Origin of the sequence: Bacillus sp. JKS001846 (genome assembly GCF_900176455.1) — a bacterium.
Classification (GTDB): Bacteria; Bacillota; Bacilli; order Bacillales; family Bacillaceae_G; genus Bacillus_A; species Bacillus_A cereus.
In genome coordinates, this window is record NZ_FWYG01000001.1 from 2951539 (window position 1) to 2975914 (window position 24376).

Below are 24376 nucleotides of genomic sequence, written 5' to 3' on the forward strand. Positions count from 1 at the left end.
GGGGGATAAAGATAAAAATGCACATTAAAGATCGAAGTTCGATTCATGAAAATAAAGAAGTAGAAGCGTTTTGGAAGGAGCAATTATCTTCCGAGATTCTCGATTTTTCTGTATTTAAATTTAATAGCGATTACCAACTAAATAAAGAAACACCTTGTGAATACGTTCAAGTCATAGTGAATGTAGAATTTAGTAAAAGTATACAAAAAATAAGTAAGTCTCAAGATTTATTATTATTTAGCTGGTTTCAAGCCGCTTTAAGGGTTTGTTTGGCACATTATACAGATCAAGAAAGAATTACTATTGGTATTCCTATAATTGAAAAGAATCTTGAACAAAGTGAGAATCTTAATAAGTTGATTCCTTTAGGAAGTGAAATCCAGCCGCATCACACCTTTAAACAATTAGTAAATGAGATTGAACAAACGACTTTATTCGGGTATGAAAATCAGGAGTATCCGCTCTCTGAATTATTAGTTAAACACAATTTAACTCCTTTTCAAATTGTAATCGGGATGGAAGGATTACATAATGAAAATTCGCTAGAAGAATACGCAGAGAATAATTTAGCCCTATGGATACGAAGAAAATGGAATGAAATACATAATGAATTTGAATTTCAAATTTCTTGCAAGTCCCGTTCATTCTCTTCTTTGCAACAGTTTGCCAATTCGTATTGTTATGTTTTAAAGCAAGTTTCACAAAATCCGAATTTGGCATTGAAAGATATTTGTATTATTGCAGAAGAAGAAAAAGAGTTGTTAGAAGGATTGAATACTTTTCAAACGGGCATAGACTTGTTTCAATCATTTCAAGATTTGTTTGAAGCGCAAGTATTAAAAACTCCAGATCAAATTGCTGTTGTTTGTAATGATCAATCTTTGACATATAGAGAATTGAATAAGAAAGCGAATCAATTGGCTTCTATTCTTCAAAGTAAAGGTGTTTCAAAAGAAAGTATTATTGGCGTTATGGTAGATCGGTCATTAGAAATGATTATTGGTATGATGGGGATTTTAAAAGCAGGAGCAGCGTATTTACCAATCGACCCTAACTACCCAACTGAACGAATTGAATATATGTTACAAGATAGTCAAGCAAAATATTTACTTAGTAAGCGAACAGAGGAAGTATTGCCACAATTTGCAGGTGAAGTACTGTATCTTGATAAAGAATATCTTTTTCAAGGTGAAGAAAGTAATTTAGTTCGAGAACATAATCCTAATGATTTAGCTTATGTTATTTACACATCAGGATCGACAGGAAATCCAAAAGGGGTAATGATAGAACAAAAATCGCTAGTTCATTTTTTAAATGTAATGAGAGAAAAAGTAAAAGCTAATCAATCATTCTTGTTTCTTGCTAGTGTATCTTTTGATATTTCCTTGTTAGAAATATGTCTTCCTTTAACGCAAGGTTCAAAAGTAGTAATTGCTACAGAGGACCAGTTTGCAACAAAAGAATTGTCTCATTTGGTCAAAAAACATAAGGTGGATTTATGGGAATCAACGCCATCGCGAATGGAAATGATTTTGAGTGATCCAGAAGGGGCGATTTTTCTAAAAGATTTAAAATCTATTTTATTAGCAGGAGAATCATTTTCCATTGATTTGGTTGAAAAAATTCGTTGTATCAGTGAAGCAACAATTTTAAATATTTATGGTCCCACAGAAACAACCATTTGCGCAACAGTAAAAGACTTGAGCACTTCCAAAGAAGTTACGATTGGCAAACCTAACCCGAATTATCATTCCTATATATTGAATAAGTATGGCCAATTAAAGCCATTTGGAATTCCCGGTGAACTCTGCATTGCTGGCGTAGCGGTAGCACGAGGGTATCTTGGTAAAAATAAACTGACAGATGAAAAATTTGTACCGAGTCCTTTTGCGGCAGGGGAAATGATGTATCATACAGGTGATCTCGTTCGTTGGTTGCCTAATGGAGAACTTGAATATTTAGGTAGAATGGATCATCAAGTGAAAATTCGGGGGTATCGGATTGAATTAAGAGAAATCGAAACTCAATTAAGGGAATATCCAGAAATAAACCAGGCTATCGTTGTTGATCAAGTATATGGAAATAGGAAATTATTAGCTGCCTACTATGTATCGGATAACAAGGTGTCTTTTGGTGAAATCAGAAAATATTTAAGTGATAAATTACCTGAGTTTATGATTCCTGAAAAAATGATTCAGGTAGAAGAGATTCCATTGAATCCAAATGGAAAAGTGGATAGAAAAAGATTGTTGGATATAACACAAACGGATTATGTATCAATTCCATACGTTGCTCCGCGCAATGAAATTGAACAAAAATTAGTGCGTGCATGGGAAAAAGTTATGGAGATTGAGGGAATCGGTATTCATGATAATTTTTTTGCATTAAAAGGAGAATCTATTAAAGCACTTCAGGTAATTAATTTATTAAGAAAAGACTGCTTAAAAATAAGTACAACAGATTTTTTTAAGCACCCCACAATCGCTCAATTGAGTTCTTGTGTAAAGTTAGAGCATAAAGAGGAAAACCTTGAAAGTAGACCAACTCATGTTAAAGATTTGTCTAAGCCATTTTCCTTAACAGAAGTTCAGACAGCGTATATGATAGGACGGAATTCACAGTTTGAATTAAGCGGTATTTCACCTCAAACATATTTTGAATATGAAACAGCATTGGATATCAATCGTCTTTCAAAAAGTTTTCAAAAGGTAATTCATCGCCATCCAATGTTGCGAGCTGTAATTTTACCAGAGGGAAAACAGCAAATATTACAAAGCGTTCCTGATTACGAGATTGAAATAGTGAGTCTCATAGATTTAGATGATAGGAATCAACATGCTCGCTTACAAGAAGAGCGTTCTCGAATGACTAACCATGTATTCCCTTTGGGGCAATGGCCTTTGTTTGAATTGAAAGCTTTTCTTTTAAAAGAAGACACGTATTTATTATGTTTTCGATACGATGCTTTATTAATGGACGGAGCAAGCATGAACATTGTTGGACAGGATTTGTTGCATTATTATTATAAACCAAATCAAAAATTAGAATCTTTATCTTTTGATTTTCAAGATTATATGTTTATCTATGATGAAATGGAACAAAGCGAAGAATATAAAACAGCAAAAGATTATTGGACAAGTAAGCTTCCTGACTTTCCGTTTGCACCTTCTTTGCTGTTAAAAAAGGATCCAGCAGAGATTGCTACTCCTAAATTCCAATCACTTACAAAAATCCTGGATAATAAAAAATGGACAAAGCTACGAAAGTTAGCACAAGAGAAAGAGGTAACGCCTTCCGCTCTACTTTGTACAATATATGGTGATGTGTTGGCATATTGGAGTAATCAACGTCGATTAGCAATTAACTTGACTGTATTTAACCGTTATCCTGTTCATGATGAAGTAGAACAGATTGTTGGAGATTTCACATCACTTATTTTATTGGATGTTGATGTAAAACCAGAGCAAACTTTCTTTGCTAGAGTAAAAGAAACGCAAGCTACTTTATTAGATGGCCTTGAACATCGTCATTACGATGGAGTTAACTTTATTCGAGATTTTACTCGATATCATCAAATGACGCCAAAAGCAGTTATGCCAATCGTTTTCACCTCGATGTTAGCAGGTGCAGGTGCTTTCTCTTGGGAACAACTTGGTTCTCTTCGCTATATTCATGCTCGGACTCCACAAGTGTATTTGGATAATGTAGTAATTGAAAAAAATGGAGAGTTATTAATTAGCTGGAACTATGTTGAAGAGTTGTTTGATGTTGATGTAATAGAAGCAATGTTTTCCCAATTTGTTGACTTATTGGAACAATTGGTGAAACAAAGCGATATAACATCTTTGCATATGAAAGAATCGGATCAAACTCTAATTAAGCAATACAATGAAACAACAGAAAAAATACCTTCAACTACTCTGTATCAATTATTTACAGACCAAGTAAAACGTACGCCGGATGAAGTAGCAGTGGTATTTGAACAAGAATGGTTAACATACTCGGAACTTCATAAACGTTCTAATCAAATTGCCCACTTCTTAAAAGAGCAAGGTATTGGTCTAGGTGACAAAGTGGGTCTTTTAGCAAAAAGGCGAGTTGACACAATTGTTAATATGTTAGGTATTTTAAAATCAGGTGCCGCTTATGTTCCGATTGATCCCGATCATCCTTTAGATCGCCAAACATATATTTTAAAAAATAGCTCATGCAAGCTTTTATTAGAACCTAGTCTTTATGAAGAAAATCATTTGTCATTTTATACAACAGAAGATATGCCCGCTATTGCTGGTCCAGAAGATATTGCCTATATTATATACACTTCAGGAAGTACAGGAAAACCAAAAGGAGTAATTATTACTCACCAAGCGGTTACAAATACTATTCAAGACATAAATCAAAAATATGAGGTGAATGAAGATGATCGTATTATTGGTATCTCTTCCATGTGTTTTGACCTATCTGTATACGATATTTTCGGAGCTTTAAGCACAGGTGCAATGTTAGTAATGATTCGTGATCCGAGAGACATGCAAGAATTAATCCGCACTGTCGAACGTAGAGGGATTACAATTTGGAATACGGTGCCTGCAATCATGGATTTGGCATTGGATCAAGTAGGTTCTCATTTTGAATATCCTTCTTTACGTTTAGTTTTACATAGTGGAGATTGGATTCCGCTTTCTTTACCAGAAAAAATAAAAAGACATTTTCCAATTGCAGAAGTAGTTTCACTAGGAGGGGCAACAGAAGCATCGATTTGGTCAATTTATTATCCGGTCAAACAGGTGGAATCACATTGGAATAGTATTCCATACGGGATGCCCTTGGCAAACCAAACGTATTATGTGTTGAACTATGAAAAGAAAATGTGCCCTGTTGGTGTAATTGGAGATTTATATATCGGGGGAGTGGGCCTTGCTAAAGGATATGTAAATGATGAAAAGAAAACAAATGAAGCGTTTGTGTCACATCCTGATTTTGGTCTTATATATAAAACAGGAGATTGTGGAAAAATGCATTCTGAGGGATATATTGAATTTTTAGGCCGCCAAGATTACCAAGTGAAAATTCAGGGATATCGAGTAGAGTTAGAAGAAATCTCTCATTGTCTTCTAACTTATAAACAAGTCGAACATGCTGTCGTAATTGATCAAACAGATGAGAACGGAATAAAATTTTTAGTTGCATATGTGGTAACTGAGCAAAATATTAGTACAACAGAACTACGAAAGCATTTGCGAGATCACTTGCCAGATTATATGATTCCTTCTTATTTTGTTTATTTGGACCAATTACCCTTGACTCCAAACGGGAAATTAGATAGAAAAGCGCTCCCTACTCCGGAGAAACAAAAAAATGAAGTATTTATTGCCCCAAAAACTGAAATGGAAAAAATATTAATTAGTATTTGGCAAGAAGTACTCAAAATAGATCAAGTTGGAGTAAATGATCATTTCTTCGCCTTAGGTGGAGATTCGATAAAAGCGATTCAAGTGTCCGTCAGACTGTATCGACAAGGATTCGAGCTTGAACCAAAAAATATATTTTCATTTCCTATATTAAGGGACATGGTTCAATTTGTTAAAAAGCTAGACCAGTTTTCAAGTTCACAAACAAATGATGTAAACATAATGAACGATAATAAAGCTACATTACTAAATGTTAAAGATAAACAACTTAATCAACATACACTTAACAAAATACAAGAAAAAATGCCGGATATAAAAATAGAACGTATTTACCCGTTAGCACCTTTCCAGGAAGTTATTTATGAGCATGCTACGAATGAACCTGATACAAATGCATATTTTGAACAAACAATTTGGGCACTTGAGGGGGAGCTGGATATTAAACTCTTTATTCAGTGTTTCCAACGATTAGTTGATCGTCATGATTCTTTAAGAACAATAATTGTGCAAGATGAACAAGCAAAACCTTGGCAAGCTGTTCTATATGATGTTCAAATAAATTCAGAAATAAAAAACTTGATCGAGATGACGAAACAAGAACAGCAAGAATTCCTAAAACAGTGGATGAATGAAAATTTAAGTCGAGGATTTAAAAATGATGAACTTATGACACGTCTCTGTATATTCCAACTAGGTAATAACGAGCATAAAGTAATTTGGAGTTCCCATCATCTATTATGTGATGGTTGGAGCGTCAGCATTTTGATAGACGAATTATTCCAGCTCTACGAAACTACAAATGCCGGAACTACGGCGGGGTTACCCATGGTAAAACCTTTTGAAACATTTATAGATTGGACTTTGGCACAAGATCATGAGAAAGCACGTCATTTTTGGCGAGATTATTTATCAGGATACAATCAGAAAATTAGTATTCCTAAAAAGAAAGTCCCATCTAAAAGTGAAGGGTTAAACTTCACTTTTATGGATTTAACATTAGACAAGGATTTGACTGATCAGTTACAGACATTTGTAACTAAAAATAATATAACTATGAATACGGCATTACTAGCTGTATGGGGAATATTGCTTGGCAAATTCAACGGAACGAGAGAAGTAGTATTGCCTAATCTAGTATCAGTCAGACCTCCCGAAGTAGAAGGAATTGAAAATATGTTCGGTCTGTTCACAAATGTTTTGCCTATCCGATTAGCATGGACAGAAACGCAATCTTTTGTGGACTTCCTGCAAAAGGTACAACTAGAGACATTGAAATGTAATGAGTATGCATACTATTCATTTGTTGATATACAAAAGCAAAGTGAATTAAAAACTGAGTTGACTGACCATCTTTGGGTTTTTGAAAACTATCCAACTAATCCAGCAATCTTTTCTTCAAATGAAAACAGACATTTTGCTATCACGGATTACGAAGTTGTTGATGAGCCACATGTAAAGTATGGAATTATGTGCTTCCCTGAAGAAAGACTTACAATAAAGTTTGGATATGATCAAACCGTATATGAAGCAGAGAAAATACAGGAAATATTAAATCACATCCATGGGTTAATCAACACGATTCTTCAAAATCCAATACAAACAATTTGTGATTACAAATTATAAAAAATGAAAAGGCGAGCAAGAACTCGCCTTTTTAAATAGAATAGGAGTAAATCAAATGACAAAAAAATTACAGTTATCAGCCGAAGAAATGCGTCAGTTAGGATATCAAGCGGTTGACTTGATTGTTGATCATATGAATCATTTAAAAAGTAAACCAGTTTCAGAAACGATTGATAGTAATATTTTTAGAGACAAGCTAATTGAAACGATTCCGGAAAACGGATCTAATCCAAAAGAATTACTTCATTTTCTTAATAACAATGTGTTTAATCAAATTACTCATGTGGATCATCCTCATTTTATGGCTTTTGTGCCAGGTCCTAATAATTATGTTGGTGTATTAGCAGATTTTTTAGCAAGTGGGTTTAATGTATTTCCTACAGCTTGGATAGTAGGTGCAGGTGCCGAACAAATTGAATTAACGACAATTAACTGGTTAAAATCAATGCTAGGATTCCCTGATTCAGCTGAAGGACTATTTGTCAGTGGTGGTTCCATGGCTAATTTGACTGCACTTACTGTAGCGAGACAGGTCAAGCTGAATAATGACATAGAAAATGCGATTGTTTATTTTTCTAACCAAACTCATTTTTCTGTAGATCGAGCACTTAAAGTATTAGGTTTTAAACAGCATCAAATTTGCCGAATTGAGACAGATGAAGACTTAAAAATTTCAGTTAGTACTTTAAGAAAACAAATAAAAGAAGATCGATTAAAAGGGAAAAAACCATTCTGTGTTATTGCTAATGCAGGGACAACGAATTGCGGAGCGGTGGACTCCCTCGATGAATTGGCTGATGTATGTGGTGATGAAGATATATGGCTACACGTGGATGGGGCTTATGGGGCTGCAGCAATTCTCAGTGAAAAAGGGAGGGAGTTATTAAGTGGAATTCATCGTGCCGATTCTTTAACGTTAGACCCGCATAAATGGCTTTTTCAGCCTTATGATGTTGGTTGTGTACTTATTCGAAATAGCCAATATTTAAGTGAAACATTCCGTATGATCCCAGAGTATATTAAGGATACAGAAACTAATATAGAAGAAAAAGTGAATTTTGGGGAGCGTGGAATTGAACTTTCTCGTAGATTTAGAGCATTAAAGGTATGGCTTTCTTTTAAAGCATTCGGAGTTACAGCTTTTCGTGAGGCAATTGATCATGGCATTATGCTAGCTGAACAAGTTGAAGAGTTTTTAAGGAAAGAAAAAGATTGGGAAGTAGTAACACCTGCCCAATTAGGAATTGTTACTTTTCGTTATATTCCATGTGAGCTAACATCTACAGATACAATTCATGAAATAAACAAAAAATTGGTGGAAGAAATTAATCAAAGAGGATTTGCTATGCTAAGTACGACTAAATTAAAAGAAAAAGTAGTAATTCGACTTTGCTCTATCAACCCAAGAACAACAAAAGAAGAAATACTTCAAATCATGATGAACATAAAAGCATTAGCAGAGGAAATAAACACATCGCCTAAACATCTTATATCTGTTTCTCAACCTTGATATATTAGGCGGATTTTACATATTAATAGCCGATTCTTATTTAGAATCGGCTATTATATTTAAATGATAAATACATATATACTATTTATAAGTGTTTCTCTTGTAATGGGATTAAGCCTCAACCTTGGATACTCGTTTGAAACCAGTCTTTATTGCTTGTACTATTTCGTTCACAGCATAAATAGATACATCGGCATTTGGATTTAACCCTTCAAACCAGTGATAGGCATTTGGATATAAATGAAACTCCACATCAACACCAGCTTGTGCTAGTTTGCTTACATAGGTTAATGTTTCGCTGCGGAATGGATCTAATTGACCAACAAATGTGTAAGTATACGGTAAGTCACTATAATCCTCAGCTCGAGAAGGTGCTGCATAGGCAGGGATTTGATCCGTTCCATACATTTCTCCTAAATACATTTTCCAGCCAGCCTCATTTGCCTTTTGGTTCCAAACAAATCCCTCATTAATTTCATTCGCTGAAGGTGTATCATTTCTGTCATCAATCATTGGATATAGTGGCATTTGTAAACAAATTGAAGGATATTTTCGATCTCGTGCTAATAATGATAATGCTGCTGTTAGTCCACCGCCAGCGCTTACTCCTGCAACCCCAATTCGATTCGAATCAATGTTTAATGAATTTGCATTATCAGCAATCCATTTTAAAGCTGAATAACAATCCTCAATTGGTGCTGGGTAAGGGTGTTCAGGTGCTAAGCGGTAGTCTACAGACACGACCACACAGCTAGCTTCTTTTGCAAACCTCATACAAGTATCATCGTTATCATCTATAGACCCTAAGATATAACCTCCACCATGTATCCATAATAAGACAGGTAAAGATTCATGATTTGATTTTGGACGATAAATTCGTAATGGTAACGGATTATCATCAGGCCCAACAATGACTTTATCTGTTAAAGAAAGAGAGTCATCACCAACGGTAGGTGGTCTCATTTGAGCTATTCCTTCTCTGATTGATTGCAAATTTTCTGGGCGTAAATCGAGATCCGGAAACATCTCTAACCCTTGTAATAATTCTGGATTTACTCTAGTTTTCATTTTAGCACCTCTATTTGTAATTGTTTTCAAATAAATGAAGTGTATTCTAAGTAGTTTAATTGTGAAAGAACACCACAATTAAATTGTAAATTGGATATGTTATAACGGTCAACAGAATATTCGGAAACTAAAACCTTTCTCAAGAAGGAGTTTCATGCAATCAATAATACAAGTAGTGGATTTAAGAGCAAAGTGGTTTAATGTCGTTGTAATTATGTACATTAGAAAAATTTCTTTTTGAGTCTAGAAAAGGATTAGATTCTTTTCTAGACTCATGAAGAATTATGAAAAGCAAAATTTTATAGATAGTTATCTTAAAAATAAACAAAGAGAGAAGAACTAACCAATGTTCTTCTCTCTTTTTCATATGTAATTAGGGTATCCATAACTGTAAATACGGATGGTATAGATTTATGGATGAATAATTTATTTTTAAATTAATAACGTAATACATAAAGATTTTTGTATGTAATATTGCATATACAGGGACCACTGGTGAAAATGCTGAGCAATGTTTTTCCATATGGTAAATTAGTTCCTTAGTTATTTATTTTATTTCATTTTCAATCGTGTAAGGCTTGGGGCTAAGATTTACAAAGGTGACTAGTAAAAAATATAACAATATAAGTATAAGATTTTGTACTTAGTAATCTCACAATTTAAGGCATGACATTGGATAAGTGTGAGGAGTTCAATCGATTTTGAATAAAATCAATAGTATCAGTTGCAATTTTTTTACGTTTAAGAACGATCCCGGCATGCCCACATTTATAAATATATCGTGTAGGTCTTTCCCAAGATTCCCACAAGTAGTCTGTATCCTCAGAATGCACATATAGATCATGCTTACCTGAAATTAATAAAATATTTTCTTTTTTTACTTTTGGCAATGCTTGACTCGGTTCAGTGATTTTCCAATAATCTATTAAATCATCATACGTAACACCATGATGTTCCAAGTCTTCTCTAATAAATTTACCTGGAGTTGTATTCCAAATAGAATAAGAAAGTCGATTTGCATAGAAAATGGATGCTAACACATCAATTTCTTCTTCAACAAGAGAGGTTAAGTTAGTAATAAATCCGCCTAAACTAATTCCTATTAGAATCAGGGTCCCCTTTTTATTTGCTTTAATCCATTTAATCAAAGCTCGTAAATCAGCTACCGCTTGTCTAGTTGCTTGTAATGTTCGTTCAATATTTGCACTTACCATATACTCTCCACTGAATAAGGATTGATCGGGTTTTCTTTCAAAATGATAGGGTAGAGTGAAATAATACATATTCCACTTCAGGCTGGTCATATGATCGTGGAATATTTTTTTCACACGTTCGTTAGAATCCATTCTCCAACCGTGAACAAAGATAACATGAGGTGCATTTTCATTTTCATGTAAGAATAATTCCCCAGTTACAGAGTCGTTGCGTGAATCACCGGATTGAACCGAACTTTTATAGTTGAATTGCCCAACCATGTATTCATTTTCCTGCTTTGAATGCTTAATGTCAAAATGAAAATGTGATGGTTTTACTTTATAAAAAGATTCTATGTTCTTTATATTTAATGAAGTGTTAGAAAGGGAAGTAAACTGAAATGCTACACTTCTTTTTTTGTGTAAATCATATAAGGCGTACCGATCAATGAGTTTTGAAAAAATCAAATTAACCTCCTCCAAAATACATATTGTTTAAAACATAGACAAAATTTATGTTTTAAATTAATTAGGAAATATTCTCTTTTCCTAATAGTAGGTGCTTGAATTATAAAAATAGGTGATAAATTTGTATATTATATTATAAATCGTGCAATAAAATAAAACTATAAATAATTTATATTAAAATTTAAGAAGAATGTTAACTTGTTTCTTTTCTTATTAAAAGATGTAATTTCTATGAGGAACTTAACAATTCCCATCTAGATATTCACAAATAGCTTCTCTATATTTATTGTATAATTTCTATACAATAAATATATTTTTTATATTATATACATTAAATTAAGCTTAACCTCTTTTTCTATAAGTCTCTTAAATTGACTAACTCCTTACCAATATTCAAAAACGACTGCATTTTTGAATTTGTGTTCTAGTTTTTCTTGAACAGGTAAATGAATAACTACACATAAACTCCTTATATCTTTAGTTAAACTACCGATTAGCTCCATATAAACTCTAGATAACCAATATAGAATACAAGTTATCAAGGAGGTAAGAAAAATGAATTTTATGAAACGAGCAATTCTCAGTATGAAAAAAAGGATAGGAACATCATTAATTTTGATGGCAGTTTTTCTGATTGTTACAAATTTGGTTCTTTCAGGTTACACAATCCAAAATGCATCAAAAAAAGCAGCGGATGCTGCAAGAAAAAAACTTGGTGCAGATGTTACTTTAGGTCTTGATTTCGACAAAATAGGTCAAAAAGCTAAGGAAACTGGAGAAATGCCAAATCCGCCGCAGCTCGATGCAAAAGAAACAAATCAATTAGCGAAGTCCAAGTATGTAAAAGATTATAATTACATAGCTAACACTTTCGGTATTTCTGATGGGCTTAAACTAGTAGGAGCTTCAGAAGGAGAAGAAGAAGGAAAAGGTAAAGTGGGAATGACGGCTGCGCGAGGCGGTTCAAGTTCTGGTACAGAAATAGATATGAATGCTTCTTTTATGATTGAGGGAGTTCGCAAGACTGCATTACAAGAAAGCTTTAAAAACGGAAAAAGTAAAATCATTGATGGAAAACCAATAACAGAGCAAATGAAAGATCAGAATGTAGCTTTAATGGAAAAACGATTAGCGGAATTAAACAATTTGAAAGTAGGAGACAAAGTTAAAGTACAATCAGGGGATAAGAAGGAAACTCTTGAGGTTGAAATTATCGGCATTTACGAAACAAATGAGCAAGCAATGGGTCAACAGGCTCCTCCTATTATGGATCCAGCTAATAAACTATATATGCCGCATTCAACTATGAAAAAATTAGAAGTAGACCAAGGTATAAGTAGTGGTCAAGTCGTGTATTTCTTGAATGATCCACAATATATTGATGCATTTAAAAAAGAAGCAAAAAAATCTAACATTGATTTTAATTATTATAAATTAGATGCGCATGATTCATTGTACAAGCAAATGATTGGTCCTATCGAAAATATCTCTTCGACTTCTCAAATGATTATTTATATTGTATCGATTGCAGGTGCAATTATTTTAGGATTAATCATTATGCTATCAATTAAAGGACGTCGTAAAGAAATGGGAATTCTATTGTCTATTGGAGAGAAAAAGTGGAAATTGATAGCGCAATTCGTAGTAGAAGTAGTGTGTGTCGCTATTTTAGCATTTGGATTATCCATAACAACAGGAGCTAAAGTTTCTCAATATATCGGAGATAATTTACTTTCGAATGAAATTGCTACTGCAAGCGAAGAAACAGATACTTCGCAACATGGTACTGTAATGATGGCTGGATCTGGTGGTACTCTACAAAATCAAAAAGAAGATCCAATTGATAAAATTGATGTAAGTGTAACAGGAGAAGATGTAGGGAAAATGGGTGGAATTGGACTAGCTATTGCTATAATAGCAACGCTTCTTCCAGCATTATCTATTCTACGTTTAAACCCAAAACAAATTCTTTTAAAAGATGAATGAGGAGGCTTAATATGGAGACGATTTTACAGTTTAAAAATTTGGATTATTATTATGAAAGTAATGGGAAAAATGTAGCGATACTAGATAATGTTAACTTTTCTTTTCAAAAAGGACATTTCTACACGATTTTAGGACCATCTGGATCTGGTAAAACCACAACTCTGAGCTTAGGTTGTGGACTGGACGTCCCTAAAAATGGTTATGTACTGTATAATGGCAAAGATATTAGAAAAATTGGTTTGGATCGATACCGTAATCAAAATGTATCTGTAATTTTCCAATCTTATAATTTGATAACCTATATGACAGCTCTTCAAAATGTCTTAACAGCAATGGAAATTACGGGTGTTAAAGTGCAAAATAAAACAGCAAGAGCATTAGAATTGTTAGAAAGGGTAGGACTCACAGAAGTTGAAGCGAAACGAAACGTCCTGCAACTAAGCGGTGGACAACAACAGCGTGTAGCAATTGCTCGAGCACTATCTTGTAATGTTGATTTACTGATTGCAGATGAGCCGACAGGAAACCTCGACGAGGAAACTGCAATGGATATAATAGAACTATTTCAAGAACTTGCACATAAAGAGAATAAATGCATTATTGTTGTGACGCACTCACAGGAGGTTGCTAAAAAATCAGATCGTGCAGTGTATTTAAGTAAGAAGAAGTTGGTCGTAAATGAAATCTAATATAAACATCGTAGCTTTTTAATTCACATAATTTTCAAAATCTAGACCTTTCAAAAGCTTATATTTGATTTATAATAAAATCAAGCCATAATCAAAATGGTCTCCCTGTACTGAATGTTAAAATAGTTTGTTGTTCCCGTTTTAATAATATAATAAAAAGAACTTGTAGGATATTCTACAGGTTCTTTTTATTATAATTGGTTACCTATATCATGGGATAATCACACATAAAAAACGGGACATTACCTAGATGTATGACCTAAATATCGTCCCGTTTACCTACTCTGTATAGTTATTGCAGAATTAAACCTACAATCATAATTAAACTAAATACTATTATCCAACCAAACGCACAATAGCCAAAAATTCTAATCCATTTAGGTAATTGATGCATGTTAATTTTATTTGTGGGAACTCCTTGCATAGAAAACATCATTTTTTGATCTCTATCTCTATTATTTTGTTGTTCATACATACTATCATCACCTTTCCAGAACTATTGCGTTTATAGTATATCAGCCTAAAGAAAATTATGTACAGAATAAGAAGGGATAGCATAAATATTATGTGGTGAATTTTATAAATAAATGCATTTAATTGCCATGGTTCTAAGCGCTAATAGAGCACTACATAAATAGGACTCATTTTCTTCAAATATTAAGTTGCTGGATATAGATCAGGACCAAGGTAACGTTCTTTTATAATTTGAAGATGATGAAGCTCATGACCAGCAATAATGTATGCTAATGCATGAACTGTAACTTCAGAATTATTCGCATTTCCTCTTTGTGACCAAGCTTCTTTATCTAAGCTTCTAAGTAAATGCAGGGTAGATTGGCGAACAACTATTAAATTCCCAAGAAGATCTTGCATAGATTGCTTATCAAAAGCAGCTCTAAGAACATACATATCATCAAATGAAAAACCTGTTAATAAGTTTATACTTACTACAAAAACAAACAAACTCGTCCTATTTAAAGGAGAGTTTGTTTGTTTTTATGTTTAGATAATGGAATACTCATGCAAAATTGCACACTATGTTCCATATTTTTCATTGAATACTTTATATCTAGTGTTTCAAGAATTTGTTTAACAATATATAGCCCCAAACCATTTCCTCCAGTATTTCGATTTCTTGATTTTTCAATTCGATAAAATGGTTTGAAAATTTGTTGTAAATCTTCATCTTTAATATTGACACCTGTATTTATAATTTGCATTTTGATTTGACCTTGTTTCGAATCCTCATTTAACTTTATATAGACTTTTTCATTATGTGGTGAATACATAACCGCATTGTGTATAATATTTTTACATGCTTTTTCTAAAAGAGCACAATCTGTATAAATAGAAAGGTCAAAATCAATTTCTTTTATTATTTCGATGTTTTTTTGAGAAGCAAAAAATTCGAGATCTTTTGTAATTGTACCTATTAATTTTGAAAGATTAACTTTCTCTACTTTTAGTTTGAAGGTGTGTTGTTCTAATTTCGATACGCTTAAAATTTCACGAACTAATTGTTCCATACTTTCAATAATTTGATGATTTTTCTTTAAATATTGATCGCGATTTTGATAAGGGCCAATATTGTATATCATTCCTTCTAAGTATCCTTTCATTACAGTAAGAGGGGACTTTAATTCATGTGCTACAATCGCAAAAAACTCTCTGCGTTTTGTTTCTATTTCTCTTTCTTTTTCAATATCATTTTTTAATTGTTCATTTGCTTTTTTTAAATCAAACATAGCTTGTTGCAAGTTAATAGACATGTCATTCAAACTATTAGATAATTCTCCTAACTCATCTGTAGAGCGAACCTCAATTTTTTCGGAGAAATCTAAATTTGCCATCTTTTGTGCACCTTCATTAATATAAATAAGTGGCTTTGTAATAAACCTGGAATAAAAATAAGCACTTCCTATACCAATAACGAGCACAATGATACTAATATAAGGGAGAAAGCGTACTAAAACCTGTGAAGCTTCATCAATCGGTTGAAATGTAGCAAACACTATAAGCGTTAAACTACCATCTTGAAATTGAATTGGTTTCGTAACATTATATGAATTGCTGAGGGTACTTGCATTCTCGAATCGTGTTGCTTTAGTAACTACTGTTTTTTGCGTACCACTTTGAATAAAAGAAAATGAAGGAGAGTAAATAATTACTCCTTCTTTATTTTGAAGATAAAGCATCGCATTATTTTTTTTTGCGTATTCATCAAAAAGTGGTATCGCATCTTGAAACGTAAGATTTTTAGACTTATCAATGATTTCGTTTATCCCTGTTTGAAGTTGATCTGTTTTATATTGCTCATAAAACGTAGGGAGAAAGAAGTATAAAGTTAAATAAATCAATACTGCAAAGGATAATAAAATGAGAGATGTAGTCATAAAGAGTTTATAAGTAATTTGCTTCATTTTCATGAGTTTCACAATACTATTCATCAATTTTATAACCAATACCCTTTATTGTTTTAATATAAGGGATAGCTAATTTTTTGCGTAGGTTTTTAATATGTGTATCAATTATTCGTGTTTCTCCAAAATAATCGTAACCCCAGACTTTCTCTACGATATTTTCTCTTGTGAGTACTTTTCTCTCATTTTGAAATAGTAGTTGTAGAATTTCAAACTCTTTTGTCGTTAATATAATTTCAACGTCATTTACATATACTCTATATGCATCCACATCAATACGCACTTCTTTAAATATCAAATGATTATTTACATTTTTATCATAACTTCTTCTAAGTACAGCTTCGACTCGTCTAATCAAAACATGAAATGAAAAGGGCTTTGTTATATAATCATCGATCCCAAGGTCGAATCCTTTCATTTGATCTTCCTCTTCTTCCAACGCAGTTAGCATAATAATTGGTACGTTTGACTGACTTCGAATCATTTTAGAAACTTCAAACCCATTAAGATTGGGCATCATGACATCTAGAAGAATTAAATCAAATGATTGCTTATTAAATTGTGTCATACCCTCTAGTCCATCTGAAGCGACTATCACTGTATAATGCTGCGTCATTAAAAATTGTTTAATTAATTCCTGAATTTCTTGATCGTCCTCTACCACGAGAATATGATAGTTTTTCATAATATCACCTCTGGTAGTCATTATAGCCGTACTATCTGGAGTTTATGTGGAGATACAATAGGAACTTCATAGGACGTTTAACGTATTAGCTTCATTTTCAAGAATGTGTATTCTCCAAAAAAATATGATTAGCCATATTCCTTTTTATGAAAAAATAATTGTATGCTTGAAAAAACTTATCGTATGAAAAGCTGAACGATTTATATTTCTAAAAAACCAATGTATAATATTGGGAACTGCATGTGATTTCTTAAACTGTGTGAACATATACTTTCGCTACTTACTAGAAGGGGAAACGGAAATGAATTTCAATATAAAAAAAGCTAGCGAAATTATAGAGTGTACTTCACAAACTTTAGAGTTTTTTGCTAATTTAGTAAACGATTAAGGTGTGAACTAAGGATTATTTAAATCATGCGAGAAAGGTTGTGAAATTATTTGATGGGTTATAAAGCGATGCTGTTTGATTTAGATGATACATTACTTGATAGGGATAAAGCAGTAGAGGCATTATTTTTAATTGTTTTAGAAAAGTGTTATGAAAATGTAGATGGTGCGGCTAAAAGCAACATGTTACAGAAATTCAAAGAATACGATAAAAGAGAATATGGCATAAGTAATAAAACGACAGTTTTAGAATCATTGTTTGATGAATTCACGCCAAGGTATAGATTGCCACGCAATTACATCCAAGATTTTTGGAATAATAATTTCCCTAGATGTTTTTCAATTGACCAAAATACTATTCATTTCTTAAATCAAATAAAGAAGCGCTTTAAAGTTGGAATTATAACAAATGGCTCAACTCAGAGGCAAAAAGCTAAAATATTTAACACGAATTTAAATAGGTATTTTGAAACAATCATTATTTCTGAAGAAGTGGGATTTAGTAAACCTGATAAACGTATATTCGAACTAGCATTAGATAAGCTAAATTTACAACCGGAAAATACTTTATTTGTTGGGGATGACTTAGAAAAGGATATTGCTGGTCCTCAAAATGCAAATATAAAAGGTGTGTGGTTTAACCCTCAGAAAATCAAGAATACTACCAAAATACAACCATATGCCGAGATTAACACTTTGGATAGTTTGTTAAGTTATGTTACTCCACAATATTTTTATAACAAGTAAAAGTAATTCCATATATATATTCAAAAATATAAAAAAAGAGAAACTATCATTAATTTCATTGACCGTATTAGTAATAAAAAATATGTATTTACAACAAAAAATAGAGGCTATTTTAATAGCTGAGGCTAATTTAATCTATGATTAATACGAAGTTTTGTAAAACAATTTTACTCATACTGTATAAATTATAAAGGGGTGGGACTATGGAAATAAAGAAAGTAGTAATCGATGGAATCAATATTGCGGTCATTAGGAACGATAAGGTATTAATATCGGATGTTCAGTCTGCATTAGATACTATGGCAACAGTTCAATATGAGGTAGATGCGAAACATATTATTATCCATAAATCTTTAATAAGTGAAGATTTCTTTGATCTAAAAACACGGCTTGCGGGCGATATCCTTCAAAAGTTTATAAACTACAAGGTAAAGATTGCTATTGTTGGAGATTTCTCTATGTATACTAGTAAAAGCTTAAAGGATTTTATTTATGAATGTAATAAAGGAAAAGATATTTTTTACTTAGCAACTGAACAACAAGCAATTGAAAAACTAAGTACATTAAAGTAATAATTATATCCTGCTAAATTCCCCCATTTCACTTAGTTCATGATTATATACGATATAGAAGAACTGATGTTTGTGGTAAACTAAGAGATGAATAAAGGGGGCGTTTTCTTGAACAATTTTAATGATACGATCCGAGATTTAAACAATATAGTTTACAAACCTAACAATTTAATGATTACGAATCTAAAAGAAGAAAAGCAAAACGCAGAATATGCAGGATGTTTATTCCACTTAAATAACAAAACCATTCGTTTTAGAAAATCAAAAGTTACTCCTAATAAAATTGGTCAATTTGTTTCTTTTTGGGAGAAAGATGAAAATATGCGAAATAGAGCTTTCTCTTATGAAGCTGCTCCTGATTTATTAGTAATCACTTGTATTGCTGATAATAAACTAGGACAATTTATTTTTCCTAAAGAGGTTCTTCTTAAAGAAAAAATATTGAGAACACAAAGTCAAACAGGGAAAATGGCAATGAGAATTTATCCTGTTTGGGATACCACTGTTAGCAATCAAGCTAAAAGGAGCCAAACGTGGCAACTTCACTATTTTGTTGATTTAAGTGATAGTAATAATTTGCCTATAGATAAACTATTAAATTTATATTCGTAGCTTTTGATTTGCCTCAAAAAGAAGTAATTACAGAAAAGACATTTGTAATGACGCTTTCTATTAATTTACCTCGTGAATCGTAATTTTTGTACCGGTACAGTTAAATGAAATGTACATTGTTACAGTGCCCCTTAAAATTTACAATCAGCATATATTATTTAAACTTATAAATTTTTAAGGGGTGCTAATTATGACAAGTTTACAAAATCAGCTTTTCACAAGATTAAATCTTAAAAAACGTAATGAAGTAACGTTTGAAGAATTACCTACTATACTCTTTTCATTTGCACACACTATACCATTTGAGAATTTAGATGTTATAGCACGAAATACGAATCAAATCTCTCTGGAAAACTTACGAGAGAAAATTTTAACTAGTTCCCGTGGTGGACTTTGCTACGAATTAAATACTCTTTTTTACTATTTCTTAAGAGACTGTGGCTATGATGTACAACTGGCATTAGGTACGGTTTATAAAAACGATATAAATGCATGGGCACTTGAGGATGGCCATATAACAATTATTTTAACTTATGATAATGTACAGTATTTAATTGATGTAGGTATAGCTTCGTTAGTACCTCTTGTTCCTGTACCTTTTACTGGTAAGTCTGTTTCTTCAAAAAATGGTTCGTACCGGGTGAGACGAAAAGATACGAGTAAGGGAAATTATGTTTTAGAAAGAATAGATACTGATGGAGAATGGAAAGTTTGTCATGCTTTTTATAAACATAATATTGATGAGATAATAGTAAACGATGTTCAAAGAAGAGTGATAGAAGATGAGAAGTCTATTTTTAATAAAGGACCAATTGCAGTAAAGTTGACGAACTCCGGTCATATTTCATTAACGAATACAAGTTTAACTGAAGCTATTCGTGGGAAAAAAACTAAGCATGAAATTACAGAAGATCAATATAAAGAGTTTTTATATACTTTATTTGCTATTAAGTTATGAATAATAAAGATAGCCGGTTCTTATTCAGAAGCGGCTATCTTTATTATTTTTGGTGTAAATGGTTTTCTTCTAATATGTTTCGGAAACTGCGGTATAGTTAGTGTTTTTAATGTTTTCTCAGCTTCTTCATATGTATGAAAAATTGGTTCTTTTCCATCATCCCCTTGTAAAACTAGCCCTTCATCTCGAATTACATATGGCATAAAACCACCCCATCTAGTAAAGAATTATGTTCTTTTGCAGCAGAATAATACGATTTAAAGTTTGATTTTCTTAATACATATAATACACTAGAACAGTACGAAAAAGTATGTACAATGAATTTTGAATGTAAAGGAAGATTATTATGTCAGTTATTGATAAATTGAAACTTAATAAGTATACAAATATGGTCGTTATTAACGAACCAAGTGATTATGACATTTTTACAGGTAAAGAAACTGCATTCTCAAAAGAACACGATGCTATCTTTATATTTGTAGAAACGCTTGATGAAATGGTGAAACAAACGAATTTTATTATTAGTAATGAAGAATTACTAATTGAAAAGGGTTACGTATTCTTCGCATATCCGAAAAAAGGTAATGCTCGTTATAGTACGTTTATTCACCGTGATGAGATGTTTCCGGCATTAAACGTTGGAGAAGATGGTTATGTGGGAGAAAGCGACATTAAATTTGCACGAATGGTAAGTATGGATGAAGTCTTTACTGTTGTAGGTTTAAAACGCGAGAAGAAAAAAACAACGAAAACATCTGCTATGAGTCAATGTGTTGCCGATTATGCAGATCGAATTAAAGATGTTGAAGCATTATTAGCTAATCATCCGAATGAACTTAAGTTTTATCAAAGTTTAACGCCTGGATATCAGAAAGATTGGGCACGTAATCTTTTTTCTGTAAAACAAGAAAAAACACGTGAAAAACGTCTAGAGAAAATGATAGAGATCCTTTCACAAGGCTATAAAACAATTGAATTATTCCGTAAGAAGAAAAAATAATGATTAAGAAAGTCACAATGCTGCAACAATTAATTGTGATGAGTACATTGAAAAAAGCATTCCTTCCATTATACTAAGGAATGTTCTTATATTTATATAATTAGTAAAAGAGAAAAGGTGTTTGAAATGAAATCGTATATTGTAGTTGGATCTGGAATTTTAGGAGCGTCTACTGCTTATCATCTTGCTAAGGCAGGTGCGAATGTTACTATCGTGGATCGCCAACAATTAGGACAAGCAACTGATGCAGGAGCAGGTATTGTATGTCCATGGCTATCGCAGCGTCGTAATAAAGCATGGTATAAAATTGTTAAAGGCGGTGCACGTTACTATTCTTCGTTAATTCAGCAATTAGAAGAAGACGGTGAAACTGACACAGGATATAATCGTGTAGGTGCAATTAGTTTACATACTGACGAGAAAAAGTTAGATCAAATGGAAGAGCGAGCTTATAAACGACGTGAAGATGCCCCAGAGATTGGTGAAATCACTCGCTTATCAGCTGAAGAAACAAAAAAATTATTCCCAGCATTATCAGACGAATATAGTTCTGTTCATATTAGTGGTGCTGCACGAGTAAATGGAAGATTATTACGTAATGCATTAATAAGTGCTGCGAAAAAACATGGTGCAACTTTCATAAAAGGCGATGCCATATTAGTCCGTGAAGGAAATCATGTTACGGGAGTTACAGTAAACGATGAAACAATCTTAGCGGAAAAGGTTATTGTAACTGCAGGCGCATGGGCGAATGAAATCTTGAATCCATTAGGAATTAATTTCTTAGTTACATTCCAAAAAGGACAAATTGTTCATCTGCAAATCGAGAATACAGCAACAGAAAATATGCCAGTTGTTATGCCACCGAACGATCAATATATTTTAACGTTTGACAATGGGCATGTCGTAATTGGTGCAACACATGAGAATGATACTGGTTTCGATCATCGTGTAACAGCAGGTGGTTTACATGAAGTATTCCATAAGGCATTAGCAGTTGCACCTGGCTTAGAAAATGCTACAATGCTTGAAACGAGAGTTGGATTCAGACCATTCACACCAGGATTCTTACCTGTTATCGGACCACTACCTAACTTTGAAGGAATTCTCGTTGCGAATGGATTAGGAGCTTCGGGTTTAACAGCTGGTCCATACTTAGGAGCGGAACTTGCTAAATTAGCGCTGGGACAACCAATTGAGTTAGATTTAAATGATTATGATGTTGCTGGCGCAATTGAATAATATAGGGTACTGCTAACATTTAGGAAGAACCATGCTAAACAAATTCGACAAGGAATAAGCAGTTTTCCCTCTGTTAAGAGTAAGCCTGTTTATGAAAAATAAAATTCTTTAAAAATAGAAGGCCGACATTATAAACCTGCATTAATAATGTAGAATTGTGATGTCGGCTCTTTATTTATATTTATTTAAAACTTATTTTTGAGAGGAGCTTAAGCAATGAGAGCGCCATATCAAGTATTGATATTTCCTTATATAAAAACTACTGATTCCATTCAATATGCTATTTTCAACCAAAGTGATTATAGTTATTGGCAAGGAATAGCTGGTGGCGGAGAAGTCGGTGAGATTCCTATTGAATCAGCAAAACGGGAAGCGTTTGAAGAGGCTGGTATTACAAGAGAATGTCCATATATACAATTAGATTCTGTGTCTTCACTACCAGTAGAGGATGTAGTTAGAGGATTCCTTTGGGGAGAAGAGGTTTATGTAATAAAAGAATTTTCTTTTGGAGTTAAAGTCCCTACAAAAAACATATCATTATCTAAAGAACACTTTAATTATAAATGGTTATGCTTTGAGGAAGCAGTAACGCTTTTGAAATGGGATAGCAACAAAACAGCATTGTGGGAATTAAACAAAAGACTATTAAAACAATAAAAGTTTTTGCTAACAAAAATAGTTGTGGAAGAAGAATTGAACCATTAACAAACCCTTGCTACACTTCTAAACAATATTTTATAGATTTGGCATGGGTAATGAACGAAGAGAACTTGCACTAAGAAAAGCCCTATACAGTTGCCTCTGAAAAAATGAAAATAGTTAGAAATATTTTTATATCGTACGGTTTTTGGCTATGAATAACGAAATAAATATTAAGTATTCAACAGTTCAAATAAAACGAGCCAGCTTTTTATTTTAGGAAGAAAGATGACTCGTTTTATGCTAAAATTCGCTTAGTGTATATTTTCGTTAAAATGTGGGTGGGCCCCCTTTTAGCAAAACCGGAGTGGGAATGATGAGTATAAATAGTTTTGTGGGATTGATAAATGACGAATTATTAAAAGAGGTAAGTATAAGAAGTGAGGATGAATTCGAGCCTGTAGTAGTTAAAGATATTCCTAGACTTTGGAAGTGTTTAGGAACAGGTAATTATGCCGCAGTATTCATGCACAAAGAATACAAAGATTGGGTAGTGAAAGTTTACGTGCGAGAAGGAGAAGGAATTGAAAAAGAGTCAGAAGTATACCGAAGAATTGGAGGTCATCCTTCTTATTCAAAGCTTATATATAAAGGGGAAAATTTCATAGTATTGAAACGTTTAAAAGAAATTACCTTATACGATGCTATTCATAAGGGTATTAAAATTCCTAAGCAAGTAATACTTGATATTAATGAGGCTTTAGAGTATGCGAGGGAACAAGGGTTAACTCCTTGTGATGTTCACGGGAAAAATGTGATGATGGAAAAAGGAAGGGGATATGTAGTCGATGTATCTGATTTCTTAAAAACAAAAGAAGATAGTAAGTGGAGAGATCTAGAAAAGGCATATTTCACCTTTTATTTTCCTTTCATATATAAATTGCCTTTCCCGGTTAAAATACCGTATTTTATGTTAAACATTGTTAGGCGTTCGTATAGAAAATATAAGAAGCTTAAAAAGAACTTCAAATTATAAAAGGACCATATATGTTCCTGAAAACGAGTTAAATTCACATAAATAACTTTAGAAAAATTTCAAATTTTGTTTAGGGGCTATTTCAAGACCTTAGCTTGCTGGGCATATGGTGTTACCTCAAAAAATAAAA

18 protein-coding genes and 1 pseudogene are annotated in these 24376 nt (G+C 32.8%); 12 read left to right on the forward strand and 7 right to left on the reverse strand.

Annotated elements, in window-relative coordinates:
• Positions 1 to 17 precede the first annotated feature (17 nt).
• Positions 18 to 7034, forward strand: coding sequence for a non-ribosomal peptide synthetase (locus B9A45_RS15940; RefSeq protein ID WP_142263068.1), 7017 nt, complete (start codon positions 18 to 20; stop codon positions 7032 to 7034).
• 55 nt (positions 7035 to 7089) lie between these two features.
• On the forward strand, positions 7090 to 8544 hold the full coding sequence (locus B9A45_RS15945; RefSeq protein ID WP_000162820.1) for a pyridoxal phosphate-dependent decarboxylase family protein: 1455 nt from the start codon (positions 7090 to 7092) through the stop codon (positions 8542 to 8544).
• Between the two features lie 111 nt (positions 8545 to 8655).
• Here the strand turns inward: B9A45_RS15945 and B9A45_RS15950 are convergent, their stop codons facing one another.
• Both B9A45_RS15950 and B9A45_RS15955 read right to left on the reverse strand, forming a co-directional pair.
• The gene (locus B9A45_RS15950; protein ID WP_084064239.1) at positions 8656 to 9612 is read right to left on the reverse strand and encodes an alpha/beta hydrolase; all 957 of its coding nucleotides are present in this window, start codon (positions 9610 to 9612) and stop codon (positions 8656 to 8658) included.
• A 659-nt stretch (positions 9613 to 10271) separates the two neighbouring features.
• Positions 10272 to 11273 carry an alpha/beta hydrolase gene (locus B9A45_RS15955; RefSeq protein WP_000577705.1) on the reverse strand — a complete coding sequence of 334 codons (1002 nt, stop codon included), beginning with the start codon at positions 11271 to 11273 and terminating at the stop codon, positions 10272 to 10274.
• 555 nt (positions 11274 to 11828) lie between these two features.
• Here B9A45_RS15955 and B9A45_RS15960 point away from each other — a divergent pair.
• Together B9A45_RS15960 and B9A45_RS15965 are read left to right on the forward strand one after the other, a co-directional pair.
• A complete protein-coding gene (locus B9A45_RS15960) occupies positions 11829 to 13259 on the forward strand; it encodes an ABC transporter permease (RefSeq protein WP_001010232.1) in 1431 nt (476 codons plus the stop codon).
• Positions 13260 to 13270: 11 nt separating this feature from the next.
• Positions 13271 to 13948 (forward strand): ABC transporter ATP-binding protein, encoded by a 678-nt coding sequence (locus B9A45_RS15965; RefSeq protein ID WP_000447855.1) that lies wholly within the window; start codon positions 13271 to 13273, stop codon positions 13946 to 13948.
• Positions 13949 to 14240: 292 nt separating this feature from the next.
• Here the strand turns inward: B9A45_RS15965 and B9A45_RS15970 are convergent, their stop codons facing one another.
• The 4 genes and pseudogenes from B9A45_RS15970 to B9A45_RS15985 form a co-directional block, all read right to left on the reverse strand.
• Entirely contained in the window at positions 14241 to 14423 is a 183-nt protein-coding gene (locus B9A45_RS15970; RefSeq protein ID WP_000273232.1) for a hypothetical protein, read from the reverse strand.
• A 182-nt stretch (positions 14424 to 14605) separates the two neighbouring features.
• Positions 14606 to 14875: pseudogene (locus tag B9A45_RS15975) on the reverse strand (DinB family protein); the annotation flags it as partial.
• Positions 14876 to 14922: 47 nt separating this feature from the next.
• On the reverse strand, positions 14923 to 16374 hold the full coding sequence (locus B9A45_RS15980; RefSeq protein ID WP_003284409.1) for a sensor histidine kinase: 1452 nt from the start codon (positions 16372 to 16374) through the stop codon (positions 14923 to 14925).
• 13 nt (positions 16375 to 16387) lie between these two features.
• Positions 16388 to 17053: a response regulator transcription factor gene (locus tag B9A45_RS15985; RefSeq protein ID WP_000800726.1), complete on the reverse strand. Its 666-nt coding sequence runs from the start codon at positions 17051 to 17053 to the stop codon at positions 16388 to 16390.
• A gap of 441 nt (positions 17054 to 17494) precedes the next feature.
• Between B9A45_RS15985 and B9A45_RS15990 the strand changes: the two genes are divergently transcribed.
• The 4 genes from B9A45_RS15990 to B9A45_RS16005 all read left to right on the forward strand — a co-directional run bounded on the left by B9A45_RS15990 (position 17495) and on the right by B9A45_RS16005 (position 20329).
• Positions 17495 to 18187, forward strand: a complete 693-nt coding sequence (locus B9A45_RS15990) for an HAD family hydrolase (protein WP_000540717.1) — start codon at positions 17495 to 17497, stop codon at positions 18185 to 18187.
• A gap of 203 nt (positions 18188 to 18390) precedes the next feature.
• A complete protein-coding gene (locus B9A45_RS15995) occupies positions 18391 to 18759 on the forward strand; it encodes a DUF4180 domain-containing protein (RefSeq protein ID WP_000403462.1) in 369 nt (122 codons plus the stop codon).
• 108 nt (positions 18760 to 18867) lie between these two features.
• Complete coding sequence (locus tag B9A45_RS16000) at positions 18868 to 19371, forward strand: MepB family protein (protein WP_001058768.1); 504 nt, start codon at positions 18868 to 18870, stop codon at positions 19369 to 19371.
• 190 nt (positions 19372 to 19561) lie between these two features.
• Positions 19562 to 20329 (forward strand): arylamine N-acetyltransferase family protein, encoded by a 768-nt coding sequence (locus tag B9A45_RS16005; RefSeq protein WP_016110105.1) that lies wholly within the window; start codon positions 19562 to 19564, stop codon positions 20327 to 20329.
• A gap of 20 nt (positions 20330 to 20349) precedes the next feature.
• Here B9A45_RS16005 and B9A45_RS16010 read toward each other — a convergent pair whose 3' ends face one another.
• The gene (locus B9A45_RS16010) at positions 20350 to 20532 is read right to left on the reverse strand and encodes a hypothetical protein (RefSeq protein ID WP_001147161.1); all 183 of its coding nucleotides are present in this window, start codon (positions 20530 to 20532) and stop codon (positions 20350 to 20352) included.
• A 143-nt stretch (positions 20533 to 20675) separates the two neighbouring features.
• Between B9A45_RS16010 and B9A45_RS16015 the strand changes: the two genes are divergently transcribed.
• From B9A45_RS16015 to B9A45_RS16030, 4 genes are all read left to right on the forward strand, one after another.
• Positions 20676 to 21329 (forward strand): YdeI/OmpD-associated family protein, encoded by a 654-nt coding sequence (locus B9A45_RS16015; RefSeq protein ID WP_000110844.1) that lies wholly within the window; start codon positions 20676 to 20678, stop codon positions 21327 to 21329.
• A 126-nt stretch (positions 21330 to 21455) separates the two neighbouring features.
• The gene (locus B9A45_RS16020; protein WP_000844386.1) at positions 21456 to 22571 is read left to right on the forward strand and encodes an NAD(P)/FAD-dependent oxidoreductase; all 1116 of its coding nucleotides are present in this window, start codon (positions 21456 to 21458) and stop codon (positions 22569 to 22571) included.
• A 216-nt stretch (positions 22572 to 22787) separates the two neighbouring features.
• A complete protein-coding gene (locus B9A45_RS16025; RefSeq protein WP_016110103.1) occupies positions 22788 to 23228 on the forward strand; it encodes an NUDIX hydrolase in 441 nt (146 codons plus the stop codon).
• A 358-nt stretch (positions 23229 to 23586) separates the two neighbouring features.
• A complete protein-coding gene (locus B9A45_RS16030; protein ID WP_053513124.1) occupies positions 23587 to 24246 on the forward strand; it encodes a protein kinase family protein in 660 nt (219 codons plus the stop codon).
• Positions 24247 to 24376: the final 130 nt, after the last annotated feature.

Excerpts from the sequence above, each read along its gene's own strand:
- B9A45_RS15950 (WP_084064239.1), bottom strand. The coding sequence starts at position 9,612 with ATGAAAACTAGAGTAAATCCAGAATTATTACAAGGGTTAGAGATGTTT.
- B9A45_RS15940 (WP_142263068.1), top strand. The coding sequence starts at position 18 with ATGCACATTAAAGATCGAAGTTCGATTCATGAAAATAAAGAAGTAGAA.
- B9A45_RS16030 (WP_053513124.1), top strand. The coding sequence starts at position 23,587 with ATGAGTATAAATAGTTTTGTGGGATTGATAAATGACGAATTATTAAAA.
- B9A45_RS15995 (WP_000403462.1), top strand. The coding sequence starts at position 18,391 with ATGGAAATAAAGAAAGTAGTAATCGATGGAATCAATATTGCGGTCATT.
- B9A45_RS15980 (WP_003284409.1), bottom strand. The coding sequence starts at position 16,374 with ATGAAAATGAAGCAAATTACTTATAAACTCTTTATGACTACATCTCTC.
- B9A45_RS16020 (WP_000844386.1), top strand. The coding sequence starts at position 21,456 with ATGAAATCGTATATTGTAGTTGGATCTGGAATTTTAGGAGCGTCTACT.
- B9A45_RS15990 (WP_000540717.1), top strand. The coding sequence starts at position 17,495 with ATGGGTTATAAAGCGATGCTGTTTGATTTAGATGATACATTACTTGAT.
- B9A45_RS15985 (WP_000800726.1), bottom strand. The coding sequence starts at position 17,053 with ATGAAAAACTATCATATTCTCGTGGTAGAGGACGATCAAGAAATTCAG.
- B9A45_RS15960 (WP_001010232.1), top strand. The coding sequence starts at position 11,829 with ATGAATTTTATGAAACGAGCAATTCTCAGTATGAAAAAAAGGATAGGA.
- B9A45_RS15970 (WP_000273232.1), bottom strand. The coding sequence starts at position 14,423 with ATGTATGAACAACAAAATAATAGAGATAGAGATCAAAAAATGATGTTT.
- B9A45_RS16005 (WP_016110105.1), top strand. The coding sequence starts at position 19,562 with ATGACAAGTTTACAAAATCAGCTTTTCACAAGATTAAATCTTAAAAAA.
- B9A45_RS15965 (WP_000447855.1), top strand. The coding sequence starts at position 13,271 with ATGGAGACGATTTTACAGTTTAAAAATTTGGATTATTATTATGAAAGT.
- B9A45_RS16010 (WP_001147161.1), bottom strand. The coding sequence starts at position 20,532 with ATGCCATATGTAATTCGAGATGAAGGGCTAGTTTTACAAGGGGATGAT.
- B9A45_RS15945 (WP_000162820.1), top strand. The coding sequence starts at position 7,090 with ATGACAAAAAAATTACAGTTATCAGCCGAAGAAATGCGTCAGTTAGGA.
- B9A45_RS16025 (WP_016110103.1), top strand. The coding sequence starts at position 22,788 with ATGAGAGCGCCATATCAAGTATTGATATTTCCTTATATAAAAACTACT.
- B9A45_RS16015 (WP_000110844.1), top strand. The coding sequence starts at position 20,676 with ATGTCAGTTATTGATAAATTGAAACTTAATAAGTATACAAATATGGTC.